Below are 20862 nucleotides of genomic sequence, written 5' to 3' on the forward strand. Positions count from 1 at the left end.
ACCCATAAAACAGGCAAATTGTTATTTGCAAATTTCAGCTGAAATTCGACCGCTTGCCGCTTGCTACTATGCGGAATCGTGCGAAGTTAAGACGCTCTGTGAGGATACGGAGCCACTTTGTGGCTCCGTTATTTACTTTTTACCACTCGCTGGATATGAATAATTAAATAAAGTTGTTCGTCTTCATTGAGGGATTTTTGGTAATGTTGTTGTAGATAATGGTTGATTTTTTCTACGCATTGGTAGGCTTTGGGGTAAGCGAGTTTGGTTTGTTGATAGAGAAAATCATCGTCGCTGGCAGAAACTTGTCCTGTGCTAAAAAAGCGCTGAGCGAAATGTTGTAAATGAGTGAGAAAACGTTGGAAATCGTAGCTATCTTCGTCGAAATGATGACTAAACTGTAGGCGAACCAAGCGTAAAATATCTTTGATCACTTGGGTAGCTTTATAGGTGTCATTCATGGTTGAGCCGTTGGTACGGGCGTTAAAAATATGCAAGGCGATAAAAGCCGCTTCGTGTTCATCAAGCTCCACTTTTAGACAATCTTTGATTTTAGCTACGGCAAATTGCCCTATACCAAATTCGACACGATATAGGCGCTGAATTTCATGGGTGAGCGCATTTGGAAGCTGTTGTTGCTGTTTTGCCCGTTCAATGGCATGGAAAAGGTGGTCGGTGAGGCTAACGTAAATGCTGTTAGAAAGGGGGGTACCAAGTTGCTTATTTGCTTCATTTACGATGTGATTAGTCATTTGAAAGTAAATTGGAGGTATTTGCTCAAGCAACGCGATTAAATGCGGAGTAAATGGGCTTTTATTTAAGCAAAAGGTTTTTTCGACTAGTTCTGATTCCACCTCGTCGCCAAGCTTTTTGGCAAATGCTACGCCTTTGCCAAGCACTACTAATTCCGTATGGAGTTCATTTTCAGCTAGCACGGCGTTATTGTTAAAAATTTTCGTGATTTTCAGCATATTATCCTCCAATTTCTATAAAACTTACATAGCACAAGCGGTCTGATTTTCTCACTTTTTTGCAAAAATGACGAGAAAAACGACCGCTTGTTTTAGGCTAACTTAATGAAAAATTTTCATTTAAGCCAAGTCGGCTCCATTGCTGGCGATCACTTTTTTATACCAATAGAACGAATCTTTTGGCGTGCGTTTACCAGTACCGTTGCCCAAGTCATCAATATCCACGTAGATAAAGCCGTAGCGTTTTGACATTTCAGAGGTGGACATACTCACAAGATCAATCGGGCCCCATTCCAAATAGCCGAGCAATTCCACGCCGTCAGAAATCGCTTCTTGCATTTGTTCGATATGCGAACGTAAGTAGTCAATACGATAACTATCGTGGATTGATCCGTCCGCTTCTACTTGATCGTATGCGCCTAAACCATTTTCCACAATAAAGAGTGGTTTTTGGTAGCGGTCATACATATCGTTTAGCGTTATACGTAAGCCAATAGGATCGATTTGCCAGCCCCAATCGGAGGCTTTGAGATATGGATTTTTCACGCCTTCAATGAGGTTACCGCCCACTTTTTCACCTTCATTATGGGTGGTAACGCACACGCTCATATAGTAACTAAACGAGATAAAATCGACAGGATACTGTTTTAAAATCGCATCATCACCGAATTCTTTTTGAATTTTTACGTTATTTTCTTGCCAATGGCGCAACATATAGCGTGGGTATTCACCACGAGCGTGAACGTCGGTGAAGAAGAGGTTTTGCTGGTTACCCCATTGTGCTAAACGTTGATCTTGTGGATCGGCAGTTAAGGCATAGTGATGCAGGCGAGCAAGCATACAGCCCATTTTACCGTCTGGTACGATGTCATGTAGTAATTTCGTTGCTAATGCGCTTGCTATAAATTGGTGGTGTAATGCTTGGTATTTAGCATTTTCACGCTCTGCTTCTGGCACACGGTCGATCACCACCCCACCCCCTGTATATGGGCTGTGCATGGTGATCATATTGATTTCATTGAATGTCAGCCAATATTTCACTTTGTCTTTATAGCGACGGAACACGGTTTCTGCGTAGCGTAAGAAGTGCCCAATTACATCACGATGTAACCAGCCGTTGTATTTCTGTACAAGACCAAGTGGGGTTTCGTAATGGCAAAGTGTCACCATAGGTTGAATGCCGTGTTTAAGCATTTCATCAAACATATCGTCATAATATTTCAAACCCGCTTCGTTTGGTTGCTCATCGTAACCGTTCGGGAAAATACGCGCCCAGTGAATAGAAATACGGAAGCATTTAAAGCCCATTTCACCAAATAGCGCAATGTCATCTTTATATTTATGGTAGAAATCAATACCGTCTCGTTTTGGGAAACGCCCTTGGAATTTGCCTGATAAAATATCCTCGATACGCTCAGAGGTCACTTCAATCGCTGCACTATGCGCACCACGCTCTGCTTTTGGTACAAAGGCAACCATATCCGCTGCAGATAAGCCTTTGCCATCGGCATCAAAGCCACCTTCAATTTGGTTTGCCGCAGTGGCACCACCCCATAAAAAATCGGTTGGAAACGGTTTTAAACTACTCATCTTTTGATCCTCATAGAATAAACTCAATAAAAAAGCCTAAGCAAAAAACTTTCGAACCGAAGTTGGAAAATAATTTTGCTTAGGCTTGCCGAATTAACGTAACACCCTAAGTGTTATAGATGCGAATTTATCTGAAAAAATGACCGCTTGCAAAGGGCAGACATAAGAATTGTGAACAGGATCACAAAAAAGCTCGAAATGTATAGAAACATTTGGTTATTCTAATTCGAGCAAATATATCAAGGGCGCTGTACTTTCTGTGCAAGTAAATTAGTGAGATATATCACATGCCACAGTAATATCATTAACGATACGTTTTGCTCTTTCGAACGGCTGTAGTTTCTAGACGAGCAGCCTACACTAACCTTTGAAAGTCGGTAGCATTTCATACATAGATAAGAAATGGAATATTGCTGTGCAAACGCCGAATAAGAACACTAATGTGATCATAAATAAGTTCGCTTTTTTTGCTTTATAAGCCAATAACGCAGGAATCATACAAGTCCAAAGGGTTGCGACTGCACCTGCATAACCAATTGCTTTTAAAAAGCCGAGTGGCGAAAGCAGTGAGAAGATAAGTGGAGGTAAAAACGTTACTGCCCATGCTTTGGTTCGACCGAGTTTGCTATTGTCAAACTTAAAGAAGTCCGCTAAAAAATCAAAAGTGCCTAATCCTACGCCAATAAATGAAGAAAGAATTGCTGCCATAGAGAATGCATTGATTGCTTGTTTTACATATGGTGATTGTACCACTTCGCCAATCGTGCTTAATAGCATATCTAAATCACCATTGCTAGCAATCACTGGTGCAAATTGAGTGCGAGGTAAATTACCAAAAATGCTTACCATCCAAAGTAAATACAGCACTAATGCAATAAATGTCCCACCTGCAATCGCATATTTAGCTTTTTTTACTTCGCCATAATAAGCGCGCATAGAAGATACAGAATGATGATAGCCAAAAGAAGTGAGTGCAACAGGTAGCATAGCTAATGCATATTTAGCGTATTCGCCTGTTTCATTTTGCTGATCAAATAAAATAGTGCTATCAATATTGCTCACTAAACCCGAGATACTAAAAGCAAAAGAAAGCGCCATAAAAACAATTAATAACACTGAAATGCGATCGACTAAGCGGGTTGAATGCCATACAAAGAAAGAGAAGCCTAATACAAATAGCACAGACCAAATACGAGAGCCAAACTCACCAAAATCAATCGCTGATTTAGTAAGGTTTTCTAAAATGCCGCCTGAAGCAGTGGTGTAGGCATAAAGTAAAATGCCACCAACAAAATAAACGGCAAGGTTATTTAATAAATTAATTTTATTGCCTAATAAGTCTTTGGTGACCGTATCAAATGAAGCGCGCAAGTCATAATTTTTATAGACATCAAGTAAAAGCCAGCCAGAAACGGTCATTACAATCATCGTTAAAGCAAGTGCAAATACCGACCAAAGTGTCCAAGCGCCTGCCCCTGATGTGGGTAAACCAAGCATACCTGCTCCGACACAGACCCCTGCAATAATACAAGCGCCACCAAAAAGCGTTGGCTGTTTTTTCATAAGATATCCTGTTGAAGTAGTACAATGAAGTAATGGTATTCTGCCACAAACCAAGCTATTAAAAAATAGTTAAAATAAGGAAAATCACTGTTTTAGTGGGAATTTTATATAAAAAGTGAATACTAAAACTTTTCACTTTTAGATAAATTGACTAAAATAGATCCAATATTAGCGCAATTTACTTTGAAGGAATGATGTATGTTAAAAATGAATGATCTCTCTAAATTAACCAACACGCCGAAATCGACTATTCTTTACTATATTAAAGAAGGCTTATTGCCTGAACCATTGAAAGACAAACCAAACTTCCATTTATATGATGAAAGCAATATTCAGTTAATTGAATTTATCAAATACCTGCAAAATAATTTCAGTGCTTCCATTTCACAAATTAAAAATGTGTTTGCACAGCCTGATTTTGATATGAGCAATCCATATAAAAGTTTAATCCATTCACTTGACTTAATTATGAGCGCAGAAACTGAGCGTTTTATGCCAAGTGAATTATGTGATGAATTTGGTATTACAGAAGTTGAATTGAATGAATTAGTTGAAATGGGATTGATTAATCCGAGAGATGGCATTTTCACGGGTAAAGAACGAGAAATGCTCAGTATCATCAGTCATTGCGACGGCAAAGAGTATCAATTGCTACAAACTTATGCAGAAATGGCAAAAAAACTCGCCTTACAAGAAGTGGAAATTGGAATGGATATTCTAGCGGAACATGAGCAGCAAAATGAGCGTTTAAAGCATTTATTTGATATGTTACTTTCGCTTAAACCTTACGTGTTAAATCTTCAAACGTTTAATACATACCAGAAAAGTAGAGATTAATTGATAAAAAGAGGGGGAAGAGCCTCTTTTACCTTTACTAAAAGTAAAAAGCAATGCTTTACACTTTTAGTAAAGGTAAATAAAATAAAACGACTTTAACGCTTCACAAGGAATAAATATGTGGAAATTGATTAAAACCGTGGGGTTTATCCCTTATCTTGCTATCGCATTTTTAAATGCGAGTGTGGACTTAGCACATAAAATTACTATTCAAAATGTGTTACTCAAAAGCTTTGAAGGCAACACATTAGTGATGATGACCGCAATGATAAATGCGATGATTTTATTGCCTTTTATTTTATTATTTTCACCTTCCGCTTGGATTAGTGATCGTTTCTCCCGCACTAAAGTTATTCGTATTAGTACTGCTGCGGCAGTGATCATAAGCGGTTTAATTTGTATCTGTTATTTGACAGGCCAATTTTATTTAGCATTTGCTTTAACCTTAATACTTGCAGTGCAAAGTGCGATTTATTCACCTGCAAAATATAGCATTATTAAATCTATGGTTGGGACAGAGCAGCTTGGTGTGGCAAATGGAGTTATTCAGGCTTTAACCATTGTGGCGATTTTATTCAGTTCTTTTGCATTTTCTTTTTTCTTTGAAAGTCACTATGCACTAAGCACTAATCCAGATGAAATCTTACAAAGTGTTGCACCGATTGGGTTTGCTCTGGTGAGCTTAAGTGTGCTTGAAATGCTTTGTGCGTTCCGCCTTCCACACTATGCGCAAGCGGTCGAAAAAACTCAAAATTTTGCAATTCATAAATATCTCTCTCTACACTATTTACGCGATAACTTACAAGAAATTCGCAAAGATAAAAATATTTGGCTCAGTATTATTGGTTTAAGCTTATTTTGGGGCGTGTCACAAGTTGTCGTCGCTGCATTTCCTGCCCACTATAAAGCGGTGTTTGATACAGATAATGCTATGGTTATTCAGGCTATTTTAGCAGTAAGTGGTTTAGGATTGATTGTCGGCTCTGTGATTGCTGGTAAGGCTTCGAAATTACATATTGAATTGGGCATTGTGCCTGTGGGCGCATTAGGAATTTTTATTTCACTATTCTGCTTAACCCTAGTGAGTAGCCATTTGCTATTAGTGTTATGTTCATTTGGTTTTGGCTTTTTTGGTGGCTTATTTATTGTGCCACTTAATGCAACTATTCAATATTTTGCACCAGAAAAAAGCAGTGGCAGCATTATGGCGGGTAATAATTTTGTACAAAATGTACTTATGGTCGGCTTCTTAATGTTAAGCATTGTGTTTGTTGAAATGAATATCTCAACCATAGGTTTATTTATTTTTGCTTCAACGGTTTGCCTGTTAGGCAGTCTTTATACGATGTCGCAATTACCGCATTTGTTTATGCGTTTGCTGTTGTTACCAATTCTTAAAACAAATTACCGTTTTCATGTGGACGGCTTAAAGCATTTGCCGCAAAGTGGAGGTGTATTATTACTTGGTAATCATATTAGTTGGATTGACTGGATGGTGTTGCAAGCAGCAAGCCCACGTGCGATTAAATTTGTGATGTTCCGCCCTATTTATAATAAGTGGTATTTGAATTGGTTTTTCCGTATTTTTAAAGTGATTCCAATTGGTGCGGGATCAAGCCGTGAATCTATTCAAGCTATTCGTGAATGTTTGGTGCGTGGTGAAGTTGTTGCGTTATTTCCAGAAGGGCATATTAGTTACAACGGTCAAATTAATGAATTTAAAAAAGGTTTTGAACACGTTTTAGCGGATTTAGACAATGTCACTACTGTGCCATTTTATTTACGTGGCTTATGGGGCTCAAGCTTTTCAAGAGCCGATAGTTTCTATAAAACACAAACCAAAAAACGAGGTAAGCGTGAAATTTTAGTCGCATTTGGTAAACCGATCACAGGTTTTATTGATGCGGTAGCGATGAAACAAAAAGTGGTTGAACTTTCATTTAGTGCTTGGGAACATTTTATCGATCGCCAACAGCCTTTAACTTATCAATGGCTTGAGATGGCGCGTGAACATCGTTTTAAAACCAGCCTTGTGGATGCGCAAGGGATGAAGCTAAATAATACGCAATTTATTACAGCGGTGTTATTGTTTATCAAAGCGCTTAGAAAGCCATTGCAACATGATAAACGGGTTGGGGTGTTGCTACCAAGTTCGGTTGCTGGTGCGATTGTAAATATGGCGTTATTGGTGATGGGGAAAGTACCTGTAAATTTAAACTACACCCTTAGCCAAGAAAACATGGAAAAAGCATTAGCGAAAGCTGAGATTCAGCATGTGATTACCGCTGAAAAATTCTTAGTAAAACTTGCCGATAAAGGCTTTGATTTTAGCCAGATGTTGGCAAATAAAACTATTTTTGCAGAAAAAATCGCAAAATCGACCGCTAAATTCACCAAAATTCATACATTTTTAATTGCATTATGTGCGCCTGAATGGTGGATTAAGGCTCGCTATTTTGCGAGTGTTGAGCTAAATGATACTGCAACGATTCTATTTAGTAGCGGTAGCGAAGATGAACCGAAAGGCATTGAATTAAGTCATAAAAATTTACTTACCAACATCAAGCAAGTTAGTGAATTGCTTAATTTCAGAAAAGAGGATGTGATTCTTAATTCTTTACCCATTTTCCATAGCTTCGGTTTAACAGTGACTATGCTTATGCCTCTGTGCGAAGGTGTTAAAGCAGTTTGTGTGCCTGATCCAACCGATGGCGCAATGGTGGGAAAAATGAGTGCACAGCATCAAGTGAGTATTTTATTCGGCACTTCAACTTTCTTCCGTTTATACACTCGTAATAAAAAATTGCATCCGCTGATGTTTCAAAATGTGCGTATGGTGATTTCGGGTGCAGAAAAATTAAAGGCGGATGTAAAAGAAGCGTTTCGCCTAAAATTTGGTTTAGAGATTTTAGAAGGCTACGGCACAACTGAAACAGCGCCTGTGGCATCGGTAAATATGCCAAATATGTTAGATCCCGATACATTTAAAGCATTTATTTTCCATAAAGAAAACTCTGTGGGTTTGCCATTGCCAGGCACGATTATGAAAGTGGTTGATCCAGACACGTTACAAGAATTAGCCACAGGTGAAGACGGGTTGATTCTGATTGGCGGTGGGCAAGTCATGAAAGGCTATCTAAATGAGCCAGAAAAAACGGCAGGGGTTATTGTCGATTTAGAGGGCGTGCGCTATTACAAAACGGGAGATAAAGGACATATTGATGAAAAAGGTTTTATTAGCATCGTGGATCGTTATTCTCGTTTTGCCAAAATTGGAGGCGAAATGATCAGCTTAGGCGCTTTAGAAGAAAAGTTAGTGCCAATTTTTAGCGAAGAAACTCAAATTAGTGCGACAGCAATTGCTGATGAGAAAAAAGGCGAAAGCATCGTGCTATTAGTGAAATCTGAACTGGATTTAGCAGAAATTAAACAGCGAATCAAAGCCACTAATTTGCCTGCCATTATGTTGCCGAGTGAAGTGTTAATGGTTGAAGAAATTCCTGTATTAGGCTCAGGCAAGGTTGATTTTAAAGGTGTGAAAAGCTTAGCAAAACGGCTTCTAGCTGCTTAATGCAAATAGACAAGCGGTCGAATTAGCAGAAAATGTCGAAATTCTGTAGCAAATGCACCAAAGTGCAAATTTGTTTCAATGATGTAGCAACGGCTACATCATATACCGCACTTTTTTACAAAATCTGACCGCTTGCTTTTTTTATTAAGAACTAAGATGCTTATGAAGGCAATTCAGGGAACAGCATTTTTATAACCGCTTTGGTTAAACGACGAGATTTTCCTTGGTATGGGAAAATATGCATCATCATCATTGGATTAAAGTTAGCTTCAATCACTCCCCAAGACTGGAGAGACGGTTCGGCAGCTTTGGTTAAATCTGGAATAATTAAATCAACCCCACAAACTTTTGCTCCCATTGCTTTCGTAATGCTTACGGCTAATTGCTTATAACTGTCGTGCATTTGGTCGGTCATATCAATGGAATCGCCCCCCGTACTGATATTTGAGTTTGCACGTAACTGAACGATCTGACCTTCAGCTGGAATGGATTCTGGCGTGAGTCCCTGTTCTTTTAGTTGAAGCAATTCAATCTCGCCGAGCGTAATTTTTTTCAGTGGTGAACGAGAGCCATCGCCTCGTAGCGGATCACTGTTTTTCGCTTCAACCAATTCTCGCACGCTATGTACACCATCGCCTTTGACATTTGCAGGTACGCGTAATAACACTGCTAGAGTTTCATCGCCTAACACGAAGAAGCGATACTCTGTTCCCACCAAATAGTCTTCGACCATCACTTCTTTGTCTTCACGGAAAGCAATTTCAATCGCTTTAGCAAAATCTGCTTTATCAGTCACACCTTGCTGGAAAATAGTAATACCTAACCCATAATTAGTTGATTTTGGCTTAATGACTACCGCTTTGCCTTCAAATAATGGATAGTGTGCAACTGCCTGTTCTGGAGAAGTAAATTCCACACTTTTTGGCACATTAAAACCTGCTTTCGCTAGCACTTTTTTGGTTACCACTTTATTTTCCATAATTAATGGCGAAATATATTGATCGTGGCTGGTCATATTGCCATTTTTGACATATTCGAGATGATCCGCAAATTTAAGGGCTAGGAATTGATCATTTTCATCAAGTAATTCGATCTGTAATCCTTGTTGGATTGCATCAAATAATAAGGCTTGTGTAGAAAGCTCCATATTATCGAAAGCAGAAATCGCATAAAAACGTTCGAATGCTTGTGCTTTGTATTGTTGTGCAAGTTGTACGCCTAGCGCTTTATAGCTGCCCACTTGTTCAATTGCCTTGAGTAAACGACCGTTTACCGTTTGGCTCGGGTCGACAAATTGGGCTAATTTTTGTTGGACTAAATCTTTGTCCGTTTGAGACGCTACCAGATCGTCAAGCATCGCTAACATTTCAGTTAGGATCGTTTCACCTTCTGCTTGGAAAGCTGTTGCTGAACGAGGATCTTCAAGCGCTACTTGGTATAACATTTGTTTGCCAATTTCGACTTGTTTTTGACCGCTTGTTTCATCCATCCACAACATTGTAAGTAAGAATAAATGAATAAATTTCGCATCAGCCAATTCAATACCGTAAGGCGAAAATGGGTTTAAATCAAATAGGCGGAATTCCGCATATTTAACGCCTTTTTCTAGTAATTCACGAGCTTTTTTGGCACCACGTAAGCGCACATTTGAGTAGAATTCTTTTTCTGCGAGCAAATCGCCTGTAGCCACAAAATGCTCTAAAGATTCAACATATTGTTGCAGGCTATCGTGATTGATCACTACGTGCGGGGTATTCACATAACCATAAGGGCTTGAACGTAAGCTACGCACTAATTGCCCCTCTGCAAGCGGTCGATTTTCACCAAAATATTGCGATTCCACCGTAGGGGTTGCCGCAAGCAAATAAACCAAAATCCACTGATAGCGTAAAAAGTTATTTGCTAACTTCATATATAGCGCATTACGGAAAGCGATTTTATCGCTATATTCGGTTTGTAGCGCAAAAGCCGTTTTGATAAATTCATCAGAGATCTGGAAGTTGTAGTGAATACCACTCACCATTTGCTTATATTTGCCATAGATCGCTGAAAGATGCTTACGATAGTTCACATCCCATTCGTTATCTAGTTGCGCTTCTTTAATTTGCGATTCTGGTGGTAATCCTGCTGGCATACTTAGCGGAAAAATATATTCATCTTCGGCAAGTGAACGTAAAGTCACTTCATGAATTGCTGAGAGCCAGCGGTAAGTATCTTCTAATTTTTCATTTGGTGGCGTGATCAGCTCTAATTGGCTTTCCGCAAAATCGGTTTGAATATAGGGATGATAACTGCGATTACCAAAAACACTAGGGTGTGCAGTAGTCACAATATTTCCTTTATTATCAATACGTTGGCTCTCTTTCTCAATACCAAATTTGCCTTGTTGAAACAGTAAACCAAGCTGATAAGTTTTAATAAGTTGCTGTAATTTCATAATTATCCTTTTCGCGATAAATATATGAGACGGAGTTCCTTCCCAAAAATAGCATACTTTTTTAGTTGGGTTTATAGCTGATTGATAAGATAGTAGATGATTTGGTTATAAAAAAGCACGGCGGTTGCCGTGCTTGAGAAGGTAAGAGAGGCCTTATTTGATACTCGCTAAACGCTCACCCATGCGGGTTTCTACACCAGCTTGGAGATGTGATTCTAGTTTAATCGCATCTTTCGGGAAGAGGTTAATTACCGTTGAGCCTAAGCGGAAAGCGCCCATCTCTTGCCCTTTTTTCAAGTGAACTGCGGTTTCGCCAGTTGTTTCGTAGTGATATTCCACCACATCTTTTGCACGTGGCGGGTTAATAACGCCTGCCCAAACTGTGCTTATACTTGCTGTGATTGTTGCACCTACAAGGATTTGTACCATAGGGCCAAATTCGGTTTCAAATTCACAAATTACACGTTCGTTACGTGCAAATAAATTTGGTACGTGTTCGGCTAGGAAGGGGTTTACCGAGAATAATTCGCCTGGTACATAGCACATTTTTGTTAATGTTCCGTCGCATGGCATATGTACTCGGTGGTAATCACGAGGCGATAAATACGTGGTAATAAATTGTCCATTTTTAAATTTATTCGCCATTTCTTGATCGTTTGCTAATAGCGTTTCAAGCGTGAAGTAGTGACCTTTAGCCTGTAATAAACGGTCATCTTCAATATTGCCCGATTCGCTCACTTTACCGTCTGCAGGTAAGCAAAGTGCTTGAACATCTTGGTTGATTGGGCGTGCATTTTCTTTTAATGGTCGAATAAAAAATTCGTTAAAGGTTGCATAATCAGAAGCGTTGCTTTTTTGTGCTTCAGATAAATTCACATTATATTGTTTAGCAAATGCACGAATAATAAAGTGAGTCACCACACCCCATTTTTGTTCTGCTAACCAACCTGCTAAACGAGTGATAGGAAGTTGTGGAAAAATATATTGAAACGCCACTTTCACACGTTGCCAATAAGTTGGCGTTGGGTAGGATTTTAAAGACATTAAGTTGCATCCTTTTTATTCAATTATACAAATAGGCGCGAAGTATAACAGAAAGAAAAGTGAATTACCTAATGTTATCAAAAAGCAATAAGGTGCTGAGTTAAGACGTAGTACAGCGATAGAGGAATTAGACTACGTGTTACCTTAACTCAGCAAATTTGTTATACGAAAGAAAAGTGTTTATTGAAGGACGATGCGATCACGATTTTTATCGAGGGTTGCTTTACCTATACCTGAAACATCGGTCAGTTGCTCTAGGCTGCTAAATGAGCCGTTTTTGGTGCGATATTCAACAATCGCTTGCGCTTTTTTCGCACCGATACCAACTAATTTATCTTGAATTTCGGCTGCGGTAGCGGTGTTAATATTAACTAGATTCGCACTGTTTAACATGTCAGGCTGTTTTTGTGCAGTTGCGGGGGCATTTTGTACTACTGGTGTGGGTTCGGCGTTGGCGGTCTTCGCTTTTTCTGCTGCAAATGTATTTGCTGAGAACATTGCTACTAATACGCTTAGCCCAAGTTTTAAACGGGTTTTCATAAGTGTCTCCTTTATTTTTAAATATGTTTTTAAGATAATGTTGTTTCGAATTACTCTAACTTGTTAAACATTTGGTCGGCAACGCACGGGAATTATTTTTGCGATCTAGATCGAGAAAATGGGCTATTTTGTAGTCAGATTAAGCGAATGTAAGAAGCCAAAAAGAGGTAAATTCTGAAAATTTACGGCTTTTGCAAAATATTTCAAAAATATTACCGCTTGCAGTGTTAAATTTTCTGAAAAATCGTGTGCTGATTAAAGAGAAATACTTTAAAATGGGGATAATTTATTCAGCGGGGTATTTCCCATTATTTTTCACCTTAAATTGGAAAGTTAAATGTCACACAATAATTTTCGTAAAGAGCCAACATTTGGCGCACCGTCCGTTGCACAGTCAGCAGAACAAGTTGCAGAAGCAATAATTAATTCAGAAACAGCAAAAACAGCTGAAGCAGCAAAAGTTGCAGAGACTAACGCAACCGTAGCATTACATTCAAATAAAGCGCCAAGTTATACTTTTACACCGATAATGAAACGCCCTGTTAATGAAGCAACAGAATTAAAATCAATTGAGGAAGCGCAAGAAGCGCAAGAAGTGAAAGCGGTAACACCAGAAACGCCAACAGCGACTAAAGATTCTGGTTTTGCGTTCTCACCTGTTTCTGAACAAGCACAAGAAAATATGGTAGAAACAGAAACTAAACATGTGGATCAACCTGTTACAGAGGAAAAACCAGTGATGAATACTAGTAATGAAGAGCGTGTGATTCCTGCGGCAAATCCGACCGCTAGCACAAATGAGCCAGTTACGGTTGCTCAAGTGCCATCAAAATTCCGCCGTTTGGGCTTAGTGGCAATTTTAGCGGCAATTTTAGGTGCAATTTTCTTCTGGTTAAAACCAAGTGCACCAGAAACTGTGGAAGAATTACAATCTCAGCAAGGAAATTCTCTGCCAATTGAGTTCCGCCCTGTAGATGAGGAAGAAGCGAAACGTGCGGAAGCACAAGCAAAAGCAGAACAAGAAGCACTTGCTCAACAACAAGCTCAGCAAGCACAACAAGTTCAGCAAGCACAACAAGTTCAGCAAGATAGCAATGTTGTGAGCCAACCAGCAACAACAGAAGCGCCTACGATAACTAGCGCAGACTCAACGGCTGTGACGGAAGTACCAAAAACTGAGCCAACGCCAGTCGCAAACAAACCTGTGGAGCAGCCAACGCCTGTAAAACCTAAGACACAAGGTAGTGTGATTCATCAATCAGAAACGGCGAAACAACCAAAAGTGAAAGCCATCACGGCAGATGAATTTAATGCGAAAAAAGCGAAAAATGCACGATTAGATCAGCTTGTAAAAAATGTAGAAGCGGGTAAACCTGTTGCAAAAACTGCTGCGCCAGCAACGGTAAAAGCAACGCCAGCAAAAGCGGAAATAAGTTCAGTTGTAGCAAGCAAAACAATGACTGTACCAAAAGGCACGTCATTAATGCAGGTATTCCGTGATAATGGTTTAAATATCTCGGATGTAAATGCAATGAGCAAAGTAAATAAAGTGGTTAGCAACCTTAAAGTAGGCGAGCGTGTAAGTGTTCGTTTAGATAAAAATAATCGAGTAGTTGAAATGAGCCTCGGTTCTGGCGGTAAATTTACTCGTCAAGCAGACGGTAGCTATAGCTTTAAATAATTAACATCAAAAGAGCAACGCTACAAACGTTGCTCTTTTTTTCTCAAAAATTTGAGAAGGGAGAAGAGAAATAAAATGGGTGTTTTTTTTCTAAAAAACTATGGAATTACACTTTGTGTTAGTGCTTTAGCATTGACTGGATGTAAACCATTAGAAGCACCGATCGAACAAGTTCAGCGAGTTCAAACGGTTATCCATCAAACCCAAACAGAAATTAAGCCGACTGAAAAAGTTACGGTGGTAAAAAATCAAACCGCACTGCAATTTGTGTGCAAAAATGATGTTTTGGTAAAGGTGCAACGTGCCAAAGTGAAAAAAGCAAATAAGCAAACCAAACGTAGTTCAAGCAATCAGCAGGCGATTTTAGTCACTTACGGTAATACCACGCACACACTATCGCCTGCGGTGACGAAAGACGGTAAAAAATACAGTAATATTCGCTGGACATGGGAAGAGCGCTTAAACGGTGAAATTTCGCTGATAGATAACAGCAACAATGTGCTTGCGAGCGAATGTAAACTTAAGCCATAGCAAATAAGCGGTCGTTTTTAGCTCAGTTTTTGCAAAAAACTCAGCAAATTTGACCGCTTACTATTCAAATCAAAGGAAGAGAATGAATATCTTAATTATTGGTCCGTCTTGGGTTGGCGATATGATGATGTCGCACGCACTTTACCAACAACTCAAGGTACAATATCCGAATTGTCAAATTGATGTGATGGCGCCAGATTGGTGTCGCCCGTTATTAGCGCGAATGCCAGAAGTGCGTAAAGCAATTTCGATGCCAATTGGGCACGGCTCTTTTCGCTTATGTGAGCGCTATCAATTAGGGAAAAGTCTGCGAAATCAATATGATATGGCGATAGTGTTGCCAAACTCTCTCAAATCTGCATTTATTCCGTTATTTGCCAAAATTGCGGTGCGCCGAGGCTGGAAAGGTGAAAGTCGCTACTTCTTTTTAAATGATTTACGTAATAACAAAACGGCTTATCCGATGATGGTGCAGCGCTATGTTGCATTGGCTTTTGAAAAAAATACTGTGCCAGCAGCCAATCATTTACCGATGCCGATTCCGTATTTACAAACGCAAGCGGTCGAAATTTCGCAAACAAAAGCAAAATTTGCCAAGCAGTTTGAATATGCCGAACATCGTCTTGCTATTGGTTTTTGCCCTGGTGCGGAATTTGGACCTGCAAAGCGTTGGCCACATTACCATTACGCTAAATTAGCGGAAATGCTGATTGAGAAAGGCTATGCGGTGCATCTCTTTGGTTCGAATAAAGATAAGGAAGTTGGTGAACAAATTCGTGCTAATTTAGCAGAAAATTTACAACGCTATTGCGTAAATTTGGCTGGACAAACCGATTTAAATCAAGCGGTAGATCTTATTGCAGATTGTACAGCGGTAGTGAGTAATGATTCTGGGCTTATGCATATTGCTGCTGCGCTTGGTAAACCATTGGTGGCGCTCTACGGACCAACTAGTCCGCAATATACACCGCCATTGTCTGATAAAGCGGTGATTATTCGCTTAATTGAAGGTGGTTTGATCAAGGTACGTAAAGGGGATGCGGCGGAAGGCTATCATCAAAGTTTGATTGATATTCAACCAAAAATGGTGATGGAAAAATTAGAAAGCTTACTAAGCTAAGAATAAGCAGTTGAATTTAATTTGTGCTTTGATAACTTATAACAAGCATTGTGTAAAATTTGACCGCCTATTTATATGTTAAAGATAACAAATGAAAGTGTTAATTGTAAAAACGTCCTCCATGGGGGATGTGATTCATACTTTACCTGCCTTGACGGATGCACAAAAAGCGGTGTCGAATATTCAATTTGATTGGGTGGTAGAAGAAAATTTTGCGGAAATTCCTCGTTGGCATTCAGCTGTAAGAAAGGTGATCCCAATTGCGCTTCGACGCTGGCGCAAAAATTTGTGTAAACGTCAGACGTGGCTGGAATGGCAAGCCTTTTTAGCACAACTAAAAAGTGAGCAATATGATGCAGTAATTGATGCGCAAGGGTTAATTAAAAGCGCGGTGTTTGTGACTCGCCAAGCAAATGGCAAGAAATACGGTTACGATAAACATTCTGCGCGAGAGGGGTTGAGTAGTTTGTTTTATGATCAAATTTTTCAGATTGCCTATCAACAACATGCGGTAGAACGGATTAGAAAACTCTTTGCGCTGACGCTGAATTACCCTATTCCGAATGCGTTAGGCGATTATGCTATTGCACCGCATTTTGTAAAAAAAACTGAAAATCCAACCGCTTATGTTTTAGCTATTCACGCCACAACAAGGGCCAATAAACATTGGAAAGAAGAGTATTGGCAAGAAGTGATTCGTGAGCTAAGCATTCAAGGCATCGAAATTCGTCTGCCTTGGGGGAACGAACAAGAGCAAGCTCGGGCAATACGTTTGGCAAAAAATAATCCCAATGTGAAAGTGCTAGCAAAATTATCATTAACCGAATTAGCAATGCAAATTGCGGGGGCAAAAGCGGTGGTCTCAGTTGATACTGGCTTAAGTCATTTAACCGCAGCATTAGATAAAGCGAATGTTATTTTGTATGGTACAACCGATCCGAAATTAATTGGTGCTTATGGCAAAAATCAGCATTATCTGACGGCAAAAGGTATGGAAAATATTCTGCCATATCGAGTATTGCAAACTTTAGCAACGCTGATCACAGAATAATCAATTTATCCCGTGTGAATACTTGACTTTTAATCTACATAACACTAGAATTTACCGTCCTTTCGTCTTTGAAAGGGTGTTTTTTAATTTTATTTTTAATAATTTTAACTGGAGCTTTTAAATGGCAACTATCAACCAATTAGTACGCAAACCGCGTGTGAAAAAGGTTGTAAAAAGCAACGTTCCTGCATTAGAGGCTTGCCCGCAGAAACGTGGCGTGTGTACTCGTGTATACACTACTACACCTAAAAAACCGAACTCAGCATTACGTAAAGTGTGCCGTATTCGTTTAACAAATGGCTTTGAAGTAACTTCATACATCGGTGGTGAAGGTCATAACTTACAAGAACACAGTGTTGTATTAATCCGTGGTGGTCGTGTTAAAGACTTACCAGGTGTGCGTTATCACACTGTACGTGGTGCACTTGACTGTGCAGGCGTTAAAGACCGTAAACAAGGTCGTTCTAAATACGGCGTTAAACGTCCTAAAGCTTAATGGATCTCCGTTAAGTAAGGCCAAACGTCTAAATTAATCAAAATTTAAACCATAAACTCCAGTCAATCGTGATGTGTCGTCACACACAATAGATGAGTTTTGGATTATCCTGAATATATAAACGGAGTATTTGCAATGCCACGTCGTCGTAGTGTTGAACCTCGCAAAATTCTTCCAGATCCGAAATTCGGTTCAGAATTACTTGCAAAATTTATTAATGTTTTAATGGTAGATGGTAAAAAATCTACAGCAGAATCAATTATTTACGGTGCTTTAGAAACTTTAGCACAACGTACAGGTAAAGAAGCGTTAGAAGCTTTTGAAGCAGCGTTAGAAAATGTTCGTCCAACAGTAGAGGTTAAATCTCGTCGTGTTGGTGGTTCTACTTACCAAGTACCAGTTGAAGTTCGTCCAGCTCGTCGTAACGCATTAGCTATGCGTTGGATCGTTGAAGCTGCACGTAAACGTGGTGATAAATCAATGGCATTACGTTTAGCTAACGAATTATCAGATGCAGCAGACAACAAAGGTTCAGCTGTTAAGAAACGTGAAGACGTTCACCGTATGGCTGAAGCGAACAAAGCGTTTGCTCACTTCCGCTGGTAGTCGATTAGCTTTATATCTTCGAGGCTTCATCCAAATAAGTGATGAAGCCTTACCCTTATTAAGAATTTTAATTTAAATCCCAAACAAGGTAATAAATAAAAATGGCTCGTACAACCCCTATTTCACTTTACCGTAACATCGGTATCAGTGCGCACATCGATGCGGGTAAAACAACTACTACAGAGCGTATCTTGTTCTATACAGGCGTAAGTCACAAAATCGGTGAAGTTCACGATGGTGCTGCAACAATGGACTGGATGGAACAAGAACAAGAGCGTGGTATCACGATCACATCTGCTGCAACAACAGCATTCTGGTCTGGTATGTCACAACAATATCCACAACATCGTATCAACGTTATTGATACTCCAGGACACGTTGACTTTACGATTGAAGTTGAGCGTTCAATGCGTGTTCTTGATGGTGCAGTAATGGTTTACTGTGCAGTAGGTGGTGTTCAACCTCAATCAGAAACTGTATGGCGTCAAGCGAATAAATACGGTGTTCCACGTATCGCATTTGTAAACAAAATGGACCGTACAGGTGCAAACTTCTTACGTGTTGTTGATCAAATCAAAACTCGTTTAGGTGGCAACGCTGTTGCATTACAACTTCCAATTGGTGCAGAAGATAGCTTCACAGGTGTAGTTGACTTAATTAAAATGAAAGCAATTAACTGGAACGAAGCTGACCAAGGTATGACTTTCACTTACGAAGATATTCCAGCTGATATGGTTGAAGCTTGTGAAGAACGTCGTGCAATGTTAGTAGAAGCAGCTGCTGAAGCATCAGAAGAGTTAATGGAAAAATTCTTTGAGGAAGGTGATCTTTCTGAAGAAGAAATCAAAAAAGCATTACGTCAACGTGTATTAGCTAGCGAAATTATTCCAGTTTGCTGTGGTTCTGCATTTAAAAACAAAGGTGTTCAAGCAATGCTTGATGCAGTAATCGACTACTTACCGGCACCTACAGATATTCCAGCAATTAAAGGTATCAACGAAGACGAGACAGAAGGCGAACGCCATGCAAGTGATGATGAGCCATTCTCAGCATTAGCATTCAAAATTGCAACAGACCCATTTGTTGGTAACTTAACATTCTTCCGTGTTTACTCAGGGGTAATCAACTCAGGTGATACAGTTTACAACTCAGTAAAACAAAAACGTGAGCGTTTCGGTCGTATTGTACAGATGCACGCAAACAAACGTGAAGAAATCAAAGAAGTTCGTGCAGGTGATATTGCAGCTGCAATCGGCTTAAAAGAAGTTGGTACTGGTGACACATTATGTGCACAAGATGCGCCAATCATCCTTGAGCGTATGGAATTCCCAGAGCCAGTAATCTCTGTAGCAGTAGAGCCAAAAACGAAAGCTGACCAAGAGAAAATGGGCTTAGCATTAGGTCGTCTTGCGCAAGAAGACCCTTCATTCCGTGTTCACACAGATGAAGAATCAGGTGAAACCATCATCTCAGGTATGGGTGAGTTACACTTAGATATCATTGTTGACCGTATGCGTCGTGAATTCAAAGTTGAAGCGAACATTGGTAAACCACAAGTATCTTACCGTGAAACTATCCGTACACGTGTTAACGATGTTGAAGGTAAACACGCAAAACAATCTGGTGGTCGTGGTCAATATGGTCACGTTGTAATCGACTTATACCCATTAGATGCAGAAGGTCCTGGTTATGAGTTCGTGAACGAGATCAAAGGTGGTGTAATCCCTGGTGAATACATCCCAGCAGTTGATAAAGGTATCCAAGAACAACTTAAATCTGGTCCATTAGCAGGTTACCCAGTAGTAGATTTAGGTGTTCGTTTACACTTCGGTTCATACCACGATGTTGACTCATCTGAATTAGCGTTCAAACTTGCAGCGTCATTAGCGTTTAAAGCGGCGTTCGCAAAAGCTAACCCAGTATTACTTGAGCCAATCATGAAAGTTGAAGTGGAAACTCCACCAGACTACGTGGGTGATGTAATCGGTGACTTAAGCCGTCGTCGTGCAATGGTTAATGGTCAAGAAGCGAATGAATTCGTTGTTAAGATCAATGCCGAAGTTCCATTATCAGAAATGTTTGGTTATGCAACAGACTTACGTTCACAAACTCAAGGTCGTGCATCATACTCAATGGAACCATTAAAATACGCTGAAGCGCCAACAAGCGTTGCAGCCGCAATTATTGAAGCTCGTAAAGCTAAATAATTTTATTTTCAATCTGAGCCATAGCAATAGGGTTATGGCTCCTTTTTAGGAAGCTATCAAAGTGTCTAAAGAAAAATTTGAACGTACAAAACCCCATGTAAACGTGGGTACAATCGGTCACGTTGACCATGGTAAAACAACTTTAACAGCAGCGATCACAACTGTATTAGCGAAACACTTCGGTGGTGCAGCTCGTGCATTCGACCAAATCGATAACGCGCCAGAAGAAAAAGCGCGTGGTATCACCATCAACACATCACACGTTGAGTACGATACAGAAACTCGTCACTACGCACACGTAGACTGCCCAGGACACGCGGACTATGTTAAAAACATGATCACAGGTGCGGCGCAAATGGACGGTGCTATCTTAGTAGTAGCAGCAACAGATGGTCCAATGCCACAAACTCGTGAGCACATCTTATTAGGTCGCCAAGTAGGTGTACCATACATCATCGTATTCTTAAACAAATGCGACATGGTAGATGACGAAGAGTTATTAGAATTAGTTGAAATGGAAGTGCGTGAACTTCTATCTCAATATGACTTCCCAGGTGATGACACACCAATCGTACGTGGTTCAGCGTTACAAGCGTTAAACGGCGTAGCAGAGTGGG

The 20862-nt window shown here is 39.8% G+C and carries 16 protein-coding genes; 10 read left to right on the plus strand and 6 right to left on the minus strand.

Going from position 1 to position 20862, the window contains the following annotated elements; all coding sequences use genetic code 11:
• Window positions 1–128: 128 nt before the first annotated feature.
• The 3 genes from licT to F8M47_RS04590 form a co-directional block, all read right to left on the minus strand.
• The gene (gene licT, locus F8M47_RS04580; RefSeq protein ID WP_150539005.1) at window positions 129–971 is read right to left on the minus strand and encodes a BglG family transcription antiterminator LicT; all 843 of its coding nucleotides are present in this window, start codon (window positions 969–971) and stop codon (window positions 129–131) included.
• Window positions 972–1091: 120 nt separating this feature from the next.
• Complete coding sequence (locus F8M47_RS04585; protein WP_150539006.1) at window positions 1092–2561, minus strand: glycoside hydrolase family 1 protein; 1470 nt, start codon at window positions 2559–2561, stop codon at window positions 1092–1094.
• 360 nt (window positions 2562–2921) lie between these two features.
• On the minus strand, window positions 2922–4124 hold the full coding sequence (locus F8M47_RS04590) for an aromatic amino acid transporter (protein WP_150539007.1): 1203 nt from the start codon (window positions 4122–4124) through the stop codon (window positions 2922–2924).
• Window positions 4125–4322: 198 nt separating this feature from the next.
• On the opposite strand from F8M47_RS04590, the gene F8M47_RS04595 reads away from it, so the two are divergent.
• Entirely contained in the window at window positions 4323–4961 is a 639-nt protein-coding gene (locus F8M47_RS04595) for a MerR family transcriptional regulator (protein WP_150539008.1), read from the plus strand.
• Window positions 4962–5079: 118 nt separating this feature from the next.
• Window positions 5080–8532 (plus strand): acyl-[ACP]--phospholipid O-acyltransferase, encoded by a 3453-nt coding sequence (locus F8M47_RS04600; protein ID WP_150539009.1) that lies wholly within the window; start codon window positions 5080–5082, stop codon window positions 8530–8532.
• 160 nt (window positions 8533–8692) lie between these two features.
• On the opposite strand, the gene gshAB is transcribed toward F8M47_RS04600, so the two are convergent.
• The 3 genes from gshAB to F8M47_RS04615 all read right to left on the minus strand — a co-directional run bounded on the left by gshAB (window position 8693) and on the right by F8M47_RS04615 (window position 12553).
• The gene (gene gshAB / locus F8M47_RS04605) at window positions 8693–10969 is read right to left on the minus strand and encodes a bifunctional glutamate--cysteine ligase GshA/glutathione synthetase GshB (RefSeq protein ID WP_150539010.1); all 2277 of its coding nucleotides are present in this window, start codon (window positions 10967–10969) and stop codon (window positions 8693–8695) included.
• A 153-nt stretch (window positions 10970–11122) separates the two neighbouring features.
• Window positions 11123–12013, minus strand: a complete 891-nt coding sequence (gene asd / locus F8M47_RS04610) for an archaetidylserine decarboxylase (protein WP_150539011.1) — start codon at window positions 12011–12013, stop codon at window positions 11123–11125.
• A 180-nt stretch (window positions 12014–12193) separates the two neighbouring features.
• Window positions 12194–12553 carry a ComEA family DNA-binding protein gene (locus tag F8M47_RS04615; RefSeq protein WP_150539012.1) on the minus strand — a complete coding sequence of 120 codons (360 nt, stop codon included), beginning with the start codon at window positions 12551–12553 and terminating at the stop codon, window positions 12194–12196.
• Window positions 12554–12890: 337 nt separating this feature from the next.
• Between F8M47_RS04615 and F8M47_RS04620 the strand changes: the two genes are divergently transcribed.
• From F8M47_RS04620 to F8M47_RS04655, 8 genes are all read left to right on the plus strand, one after another.
• Entirely contained in the window at window positions 12891–14234 is a 1344-nt protein-coding gene (locus F8M47_RS04620) for a LysM-like peptidoglycan-binding domain-containing protein (protein WP_150539013.1), read from the plus strand.
• A gap of 75 nt (window positions 14235–14309) precedes the next feature.
• Complete coding sequence (locus tag F8M47_RS04625; protein WP_150539014.1) at window positions 14310–14765, plus strand: MliC family protein; 456 nt, start codon at window positions 14310–14312, stop codon at window positions 14763–14765.
• Window positions 14766–14847: 82 nt separating this feature from the next.
• Window positions 14848–15885 (plus strand): lipopolysaccharide heptosyltransferase II, encoded by a 1038-nt coding sequence (waaF, locus tag F8M47_RS04630; protein WP_150539015.1) that lies wholly within the window; start codon window positions 14848–14850, stop codon window positions 15883–15885.
• A 91-nt stretch (window positions 15886–15976) separates the two neighbouring features.
• Window positions 15977–16936: a lipopolysaccharide heptosyltransferase RfaC gene (gene rfaC, locus F8M47_RS04635; protein ID WP_150539016.1), complete on the plus strand. Its 960-nt coding sequence runs from the start codon at window positions 15977–15979 to the stop codon at window positions 16934–16936.
• Between the two features lie 121 nt (window positions 16937–17057).
• Entirely contained in the window at window positions 17058–17432 is a 375-nt protein-coding gene (gene rpsL, locus F8M47_RS04640; protein ID WP_005543325.1) for a 30S ribosomal protein S12, read from the plus strand.
• A gap of 135 nt (window positions 17433–17567) precedes the next feature.
• Window positions 17568–18038 carry a 30S ribosomal protein S7 gene (rpsG, locus tag F8M47_RS04645; RefSeq protein ID WP_150539017.1) on the plus strand — a complete coding sequence of 157 codons (471 nt, stop codon included), beginning with the start codon at window positions 17568–17570 and terminating at the stop codon, window positions 18036–18038.
• Between the two features lie 101 nt (window positions 18039–18139).
• A complete protein-coding gene (fusA, locus tag F8M47_RS04650; RefSeq protein ID WP_150539018.1) occupies window positions 18140–20245 on the plus strand; it encodes an elongation factor G in 2106 nt (701 codons plus the stop codon).
• Window positions 20246–20306: 61 nt separating this feature from the next.
• The coding region (locus tag F8M47_RS04655) for a GTP-binding protein (RefSeq protein WP_150539019.1) at window positions 20307–20862 on the plus strand (556 nt) is incomplete at its 3' end.

It is taken from the genome of Actinobacillus vicugnae (assembly GCF_901687125.1).
GTDB classification, from domain to species: domain Bacteria; phylum Pseudomonadota; class Gammaproteobacteria; order Enterobacterales; family Pasteurellaceae; genus Actinobacillus; species Actinobacillus vicugnae.